Origin of the sequence: Nocardia sp. NPDC060249 (assembly GCF_042728755.1) — a bacterium.
In the GTDB taxonomy this organism is placed as follows: Bacteria; Actinomycetota; Actinomycetes; order Mycobacteriales; family Mycobacteriaceae; genus Nocardia.
In genome coordinates, this window is the sequence record NZ_JBHXAQ010000009.1 from 181,949 (window position 1) to 189,459 (window position 7,511).

6 protein-coding genes are annotated in these 7,511 nt (G+C 69.6%); all 6 read left to right on the forward strand.

The window, feature by feature from the left end; all coding sequences use genetic code 11:
* Positions 1 to 9 precede the first annotated feature (9 nt).
* The 6 genes from ACFWFP_RS27070 (at position 10) to ACFWFP_RS27095 (ending at position 7,191) form a co-directional block, all read left to right on the forward strand.
* Positions 10 to 2,184, forward strand: coding sequence for an MMPL family transporter (locus ACFWFP_RS27070; RefSeq protein ID WP_379299548.1), 2,175 nt, complete (start codon positions 10 to 12; stop codon positions 2,182 to 2,184).
* A gap of 54 nt (positions 2,185 to 2,238) precedes the next feature.
* The gene (gene ligD, locus ACFWFP_RS27075; protein WP_379299550.1) at positions 2,239 to 3,207 is read left to right on the forward strand and encodes a non-homologous end-joining DNA ligase; all 969 of its coding nucleotides are present in this window, start codon (positions 2,239 to 2,241) and stop codon (positions 3,205 to 3,207) included.
* 163 nt (positions 3,208 to 3,370) lie between these two features.
* Positions 3,371 to 4,321 carry a D-isomer specific 2-hydroxyacid dehydrogenase family protein gene (locus tag ACFWFP_RS27080; protein WP_379299552.1) on the forward strand — a complete coding sequence of 317 codons (951 nt, stop codon included), beginning with the start codon at positions 3,371 to 3,373 and terminating at the stop codon, positions 4,319 to 4,321.
* 120 nt (positions 4,322 to 4,441) lie between these two features.
* Entirely contained in the window at positions 4,442 to 5,173 is a 732-nt protein-coding gene (locus tag ACFWFP_RS27085) for an ESX secretion-associated protein EspG (RefSeq protein WP_379299554.1), read from the forward strand.
* 36 nt (positions 5,174 to 5,209) lie between these two features.
* Positions 5,210 to 5,584, forward strand: coding sequence for a hypothetical protein (locus ACFWFP_RS27090; protein ID WP_301905461.1), 375 nt, complete (start codon positions 5,210 to 5,212; stop codon positions 5,582 to 5,584).
* Positions 5,581 to 7,191: a hypothetical protein gene (locus ACFWFP_RS27095; RefSeq protein ID WP_379299556.1), complete on the forward strand. Its 1,611-nt coding sequence runs from the start codon at positions 5,581 to 5,583 to the stop codon at positions 7,189 to 7,191. Before ACFWFP_RS27090 ends, ACFWFP_RS27095 begins: the two co-directional genes overlap by 4 nt.
* Positions 7,192 to 7,511 lie beyond the last annotated feature (320 nt).

Genomic DNA, 7,511 nt, shown 5'->3' on the forward strand with positions numbered 1-7,511 from the left:
CCTACCACTATGTTCGCCAGACTGGGACGCGTCGTCGTCCACCACCCCTGGAAAGTGATCGGGCTGTGGGTGCTCGCGATCGTCGCCGTGCTGTCGACGGCGCCGACGCTCACCGCGACGACCGAACAATCCGAGTTCCTGCCTTCGCATTACGAGTCGATCCAGGCGATGAAGTTGCAGGAGCAGGCATTTCCGCAGCACACCGCGCCCGCCGCGCTCATCGTGATGGTCCGCGCGGACGGCGCGGCGCTGACCGAGGACGACTCCGCTGCGGTCGCCGCGGCCGCGGCAGCGCTCACCGCCCACGACATCAAGGGGGTCACCGGCATTCAGGTGACACCGCCCTCGGAGAATCGCCTGGTCCAGGTGGTCGCGGTGCAGATGACCAAGCTCACCGACGCCGCCGACAAGACGCAGGGCGAGGCGGTGAAGAGCCTGCGCGAACAGCTGAAGGAACAGGTGCGTGACACCGGGTTGAAGGCAGGCATCACCGGCACGGCGGCACAGACCCTCGATCAGACCGAGGAGGGCGAGAAGGGCATGGCGATCATCGGCATCGCCACGATCGTGCTGATCCTGGTGCTGCTGCTGATCATCTTCCGCAGCCCGGTCATCGCCTTGCTGCCGGTGATCACCATCGGCGCGATCTCGAGCACCGTCAGCGGCCTGATCGCCATGGCGGCCACGGCATTCGACCTCGATATCGACACCTCGATCAGCGCCATCCTGCTGGTCGTACTGTTCGGCGTCGGCACCGACTACATCCTGTTCCTGATGTTCCGCTACCGGGAACGGCTGCGGGCGGGCGACGATCCGAAGACCGCGATGATCAACGCCGTGGCCCGCGTCGGTGAGGCCATCACCTCGGCGGCGGCGGCCGTGATCATCGCGTTCATGGCGCTGACCCTGTCGAGTCTCGGCATGTTCCGGGCGATGGGTCCCGCGCTGGCGATCGCCGTCGCGGTGGCGCTGCTGGCCGGTCTCACGCTGGTGCCCGCGATCGTCTCCCTGCTGGGCACCAAGGTCTTCTGGCCGTCGAAGGCGTGGCAGGTCGAGCCGAGGGGCGCCCGGTTCGGCGCGATCGGTGCGGCGATGGGCAGGCGGCCCGGCGTGTTCGCCGTCGCCTCCGGCGGCGTGCTGGTGGCGCTCGGAGTGTTCGCGGTCGGCTTCAACCCGACCTTCGATCTGAGCTCGGGTTCCACCTCCAACGCCTCCGAGTCGGTGGTCTTCACCACCGAGCTGCTCAAGGGAATGCCCGCGGGCGCCACTCAGCCCTCCGATGTGCTGCTGCATTCACCCGGTGCGCCGCTTAGCGAGGGTCAGCTCACGACCTACCGCACGGCCTTGACCCAGGTCGAGGGCGTCGGGCAGGTCGGGCAAGCGCAGCTGTCGCCGGACCGCACGATCGCGAACTTCCAGGTGACTCTCGCCAACGCACCGGAATCCGATACCGCGCTCGACACGGTGGCCGGTCCGCTGCGCGAGGTCGCGCATCAGGTGGCGCCCGCGGGGGCCACGGCGGCGGTCGGCGGCATGACCGCGGTGTACGTGGACTTCAAGGACGCCATGAACCACGACTACGCGATCGTTTTCCCGGTGGCCGCGATCCTGATCATGCTCGTGCTGGCGCTGCTGCTGCGCAGCCTCGTCGCACCGTGGTACCTGATGGCCTCGGTGTTCCTCGGCTTCGCCGCGACCCTGGGTGCGACGGTGCTGGTGTTCCAGCACATCCAGGGTGAGAACGGCCTGATCTTCACGCTGCCGGTGATCATGTACCTGTTCGTCGTCGCGCTGGGCACCGACTACAACATCCTGATGGTCGCCCGGTTGCGGGAGGAAGCCCGCGAAGGGCACACGCCACGGGAAGCGGCGGCGCTGGCCGTGCGGCACACCGGGCCGACGGTCGCGGCGGCCGGACTCATCCTGGCGGGCACCTTCGCCTCGATGATGCTGGCGGGCAACAGCACCCTGTCGCAGATGGGCTTCGCCATCTCGGTGGGCATCGCGATCGCCGCGTTCGTGATGGCGCTGTTCTTCACTCCCGCGGTGACCGCGCTGCTCGGGCGGCGCGCATGGTGGCCCGGCCACGGTGGTGACAGCGACGAGAACGCGAAATCGCGCTGGGCAGAGCACTCCTACGCCGAGAGCTACTACACCCCGCCGACGGAGCACAGCCGCTGGTAACGGCCACACCGACGCAGGCTCGCTCCCCCGCGGGGGCGGGCCTGCTCGTCTATCGTGGGGCGGGTGGCCAAGTCTGCGGCGCCTGCGGTCGAACTACCGGTGGGTGAGCACACGGTGCGGGTCAGCAATCCCGACCGGGTGTATTTTCCCGAGCTCGGCGTGACCAAGCTCGACCTGGCGCGGTATTACCTCAGCGTCGGGGACGGGATCGTCAACGCCCTGCGAGATCGGCCCTGCATGCTGCACCGATTCCCCAAGGGCCTGCCGGGTGGCAAAGTGCACCAGAAGCGGGTGCCCGCGGGTGCGCCGGACTGGATCCCGACCGTGCGGGTGTATTTTCCGCGCTACGGCAGGCATGCCGACGAGCTCTGCGTGCACGAGCTCGCCGACGTGATCTGGGCTGTGCAGATGTCCACGGTGGAGTTCCATCCCTGGAATTCGCGAGCATCCGATACCGAATCGCCCGACGAATGGCGCATCGACCTCGATCCGATGCCCGACTGTCCGTGGTCGCGGGTCCAGCGGGTAGCCGGGGTGGTACACGAGGTGCTCGACGAGCTCGGAGCGGTCGGCTGGCCGAAAACCTCCGGCGGGTCCGGACTGCACGTGTACGTGCGGATCGCGCCGGAGTACGGGTTCCAGGAGGTTCGCCGGGCCGCGCTCGCGTTCGCGCAGGAGATCGAACGGCGTGCGCCCGAGGATGTCACGACGGCCTGGTGGCGCAAGGACCGCGATCCCGCGCAGCTGTTCGTCGACTACAACCAGAACGCGCGCGACCACACCATCGCCGCCGCCTACTCCGTGCGCGGCGTGCCGGAAGCCACCGTGTCGACCCCGGTTCGCTGGACCGAGATCGACGACATCGTGCCGCGCGACTTCACCATCCAGACCGTGCCCGATCGCTACGCCGAACTCGGCGACCTGCAGGCCGATATGGACAACGCCGTCTTCGACATCGCGCCCCTGCTGGAACTGGCCGACCGGCACGGCGTCGAGGAACTCGTCGACCTCGACGAACAGTGAGCGGCTCGCGACCGCACCGCCCGCGACTTCACGAGACCGGGAGGGTGCGGCGGCGCCGTCGACCGCGACGAGGAAGAATCACAATCCGGGACCGCATGCGGTGCCGATGACAGCGCCTCAGCCGCAGTGCGGCACCGGCAGCCGATCGACCCAGGAGGTCTCTGTGCAGGAATCCGCGACCACGATCGCGATCGCCCCGGATCAGCCGGCGCCGCGTTTGCTCGAGAAAGCGGTCGTCGGAGCGGGCGCTCGGGTCGGTGAGCTAGCGGAGGCCGACGCACTGATCTGGACCGGCAAACCCGGCGACTTTCCGGCGACCCTGCCGTCGTCGGTGCGCTGGGCGCAGTTGCCCGCCGCGGGGATCGAGGACTTCTTCGACGCGGGCGTGTTCACCGCGCACCCGGACGTGGTGTTCACCTCCGCGGCCGGGGCGTTCTCGCACAGCGTCGCCGAACACGCGCTGATGCTGTTGCTGGCCGGGGTGCGGTACCTGCCCGAACAGTTGCGAGCGACCTCGTGGCAGCAGCGGGAGTTCTTCCCGCACGTCGGCTCGTTGCGCGGCAAGACGGTGACGATCGTCGGCGCCGGCGGGATCGGCCGCGCGCTGATCCCGATGCTGGCGCCGCTGGGCGCCCATGTGATCGCGGTGAACCGGTCGGGACGTCCGGTGACCGGCACCGGCATTCCCGCCGATGTCGAGACGGTGCCGACCGAGCAGCTCGCCCGAGTGTGGTCGCACACCGATCATGTGGTGGTCGCGGCACCGGCGACGGCGCAGACCCGTCACCTCGTCGGCGCCGACGAACTGTCCAGGCTCAAGCCGTCGTCGTGGGTGATCAATGTGGCCCGCGGCAGCCTGATCGACACCGACGCGCTGGTGGACGCGCTGACCGGAGGGGTGATCGGGGGCGCCGGACTCGACGTCACCGACCCGGAACCGCTGCCCGACGGGCACCCACTGTGGACGTTGCCGAACGCGATCATCACCCCGCACGATTCGAACCCGCCGCAGCTGCGGTTGGCGGCGTTCGCCGATCATGTCGGCGCGAATGTGGCGCGGTTCGTCGCGGGCCAGCCGCTGGACGCGATCATCGACACCTCGCGCGGCTACTGAGATATCCGGATCGCCAGGGAAAAGATTCCGTTCGGAGATATGAGGCTCGATCGGCACGCCGGAATCGGACACCGCGGGTTAGGCTGTCCCCGTCCTGGTTCGGTAAGGATGGGATCGGCAATGGGATGGACCTTCACCGCTGACGAATTCGCGCACGTCTGGCGGGAATCGGGTCAGGATCGCATGCCCTTTCCGCTGCGCGTACTCGAGTCACCGCACACCGAGAGCGACGCGGCCCGGCTCCGCGCGGGTCTCGACGACCGACTACCCGGGGGCGACCCCGACCTCGCCGCCTGTCTGCGGATCATCGCCGACCCGCACGCCAGAATCGTGCTGGTCGGCGGCGCCCATACTCCCGGCAGCGAAATCCGGCTGCTGGCCTGCGCGGTCTACGACCACGCGGTGCTGGTGGTCCAGGAGCCGAGTACCCGGCCCGATTACGGTGGCAGCGTGCGTGTTTCGATCGGGCACACCGCGGGGATCGGCGCACGCGTCGCGGCCTGCCTGCCCGATACCCCACCCGGACGCGAACCCGCGCGCGAGGCCGCGACCGTTGCCGTGCGCGACGAGGAAACCGTGCTGGCGACCCATCCCGCCGTGCCACGCATCCAGCGATTATTGCGCAAGCCGCACACCGCCGAGGGCCACATCCGCATCGAAACCGGGCTCGACCGTCCGGTGCCGGGCCCACCGGTGCACTACAGCTGGATCGACGTGGCCAACGACGGCCGCTACCTGCTGCGAGCGGGCGAAACCGTGCACGTGGTGCCCGCGTCCACTGGGCAACTGGCCGCGCAATTACAGCGCAGATTGGTGCCGGCGCACAGTTCGCACAGCAGAAGGTCCGGCTAACCTGGACTCCACCGCATCATCTGGAGGGGAGACGCGATGACGATCGAGAGCAGCAGAGCCGAGATCTCCCGGTTCCGCAGCGCCGCCGTGGCGGGAACACTGACATTCGACCCCGATGCCGCGCGCCGGTGCGCCGACCTCTACGAACAGCAGGCCGAGCATCTCGCCCAGCTGCGGCAGGGGCTCGAGAACGCCGCTGAGACAGAGGGATTCGGTGGCTTCGTCTCCGCCCAGCAGTTGCAGGCCGGCTTCGCGCACAAGGCACGCGACGCCGCCGAACTGCTCGATCGCTACATCGAGGCGGCCTACCGGATGAAGGAGGCGTTCCTGCTCAGCGCGGGCCTCTACGAGGAAGCCGATGCCGCCGCGGCCGCCGCCCTGCGCGCCGTCGATACGAGGGTGCGCGGATGAGCACCGACCCCACCTACATCAGTGCGATGGAACATTTCGAATCCATGCCGCACGAACAGATCTACACGCGCGCCCAGCAGATCGACGCCGGTGCCGTTCTCGGCGCGTCGATGACCTGGCTGGAGACCGCCGCCACCCTCACCACCTCGATGCCGCTGACCAAATCCGGCGCCGACCGGGTGATCAACGACACCGGCTGGACCGGCGCCGCCGCCGATGCCGCCGCCGCGAGCACCCGCAGCTTCGCCGCCTCCATCGACGAATTGGCCGTGGTGATGGCCGAAGTCGGCGCCCGCCTCGGTGGTGTGGCCGCGGCCGCAGAAGCGGTGAAGCTGGCCGTTGTGGCGCCGGGCGGTTCGGGCCCGATCGGGGCGATCGCCCGCCTGCTGGAGAGCGCGCAAGTGATCGACGCGCAGATGGCGGCCGAGGCGCTGCGCCAGGAAGCCGTGCTGGCCATGAACATGATCTACAAGCCGGCGTATTCGCTTGCCGGAACCGGCGTCCCAGCACTGCCGACCGCGCCAGGGGAGACCGAATCGCCTTCGGGCCGAGGTGGGTCACCTTCGCCGGGCAACCGGCAGACTCCGAGCCCCGCCGCGCCACAAGGCAATTCGCCGCAATCGCCCCAGGAACCGGAATCCGGTGCCGCGCCCGGTGATGCACCGGCACCCGGCACCACCGGGACCCCAGACCAAGACCCCCCACCGTCGGAAAGCCCTGCACCCCGAGGACAGAGCTCCACTCCACAGCCTCCGGCATCCGACACCCCCGCCCCCACCACCGAGTCGCCCGCGCCGTCTTCCGAAGCACCCGCTCCCACCACCGAAGCACCCGCTCCCACCACCGAAGCGCCCGCGCCACCTACCGAAGCACCCGCTCCCACCACCGAAGCGCCCGCGCCACCTACCGAAGCACCCGCACCGCCCACCGGCGCACCCGCACCCACCACCGAAGCGCCCGCGCCACCTACCGAAGCACCCGCACCCACCACCGAAGCGCCCGCGCCACCTACCGAAGCACCTGCACCGCCCACCGGCGCACCCGCACCCACCACCGAACAGCCGGCGCCGACTTCCGAAGCACCCGCACCCACAGCCGAAGCGCCTGCGCCGCCTACCGAACAGCCCGCTCCGCAGAGCCAGGGCCCCACCTTTCCGCCGACGAGTCCGCCCAGCGAGGCGCCCGCTCCCCCGCCCGCGCAGCCGAACCAGCTACCGACACAGCAGGATTCGAATCCTCCGGCACCGAAGCCACCGACCGTAGAAACACCGCGGCCGACCGAATCCCCGGCACCGACCTCGGAACAGCCTGCGCCACCACCGGTCTCGACGTCGCCACAGCCGCCTGCCACCAACCCTGCGCCGCCGCAAGCACCGGTACAGCCGCATGTGCCACCGACGTCGGAACAACCGGCCTCACCGGCCCCGCCCGGTCGCCAAGCACCACAACCACTTCCGCTCCCCGGCATGCCCGACATGTCCGACCCGGGCGGACAGCCCGGCGTCACCGGCCCCGTCCCCGGCTCCGATGTATCACCGTCACAGCCCGCCACCCCCAAGGCACCGCCACCCGAGACCGATCAGCCAGGAGTGGTCCCGCAGCGGTAGACCCCCGACACCGGTACGCCAGCGACCCCCGCACCCACAACCCCCAAGCCGGCACCCCCCACCACCAACGACACCGTCAAACCTCGAGCAGACCACCCACACCACCGACGACACCGTCAAACTTCGAGCAGGCCACCCCACCACCAAACCCCGACCAAGCCACACCATCACACCCCGACCAAGCCACACCACCACACCCCGAATCCGCCATGACGGCACTCCCAGCCCCGCACCCGCGACCCCTAGGGAGCGGCGGCCACGAAGTGGCCGGTCCGCGGCCGGGCCGCCGGTCAGGCGCCGGGGCGTAGGCGACGAAGGAG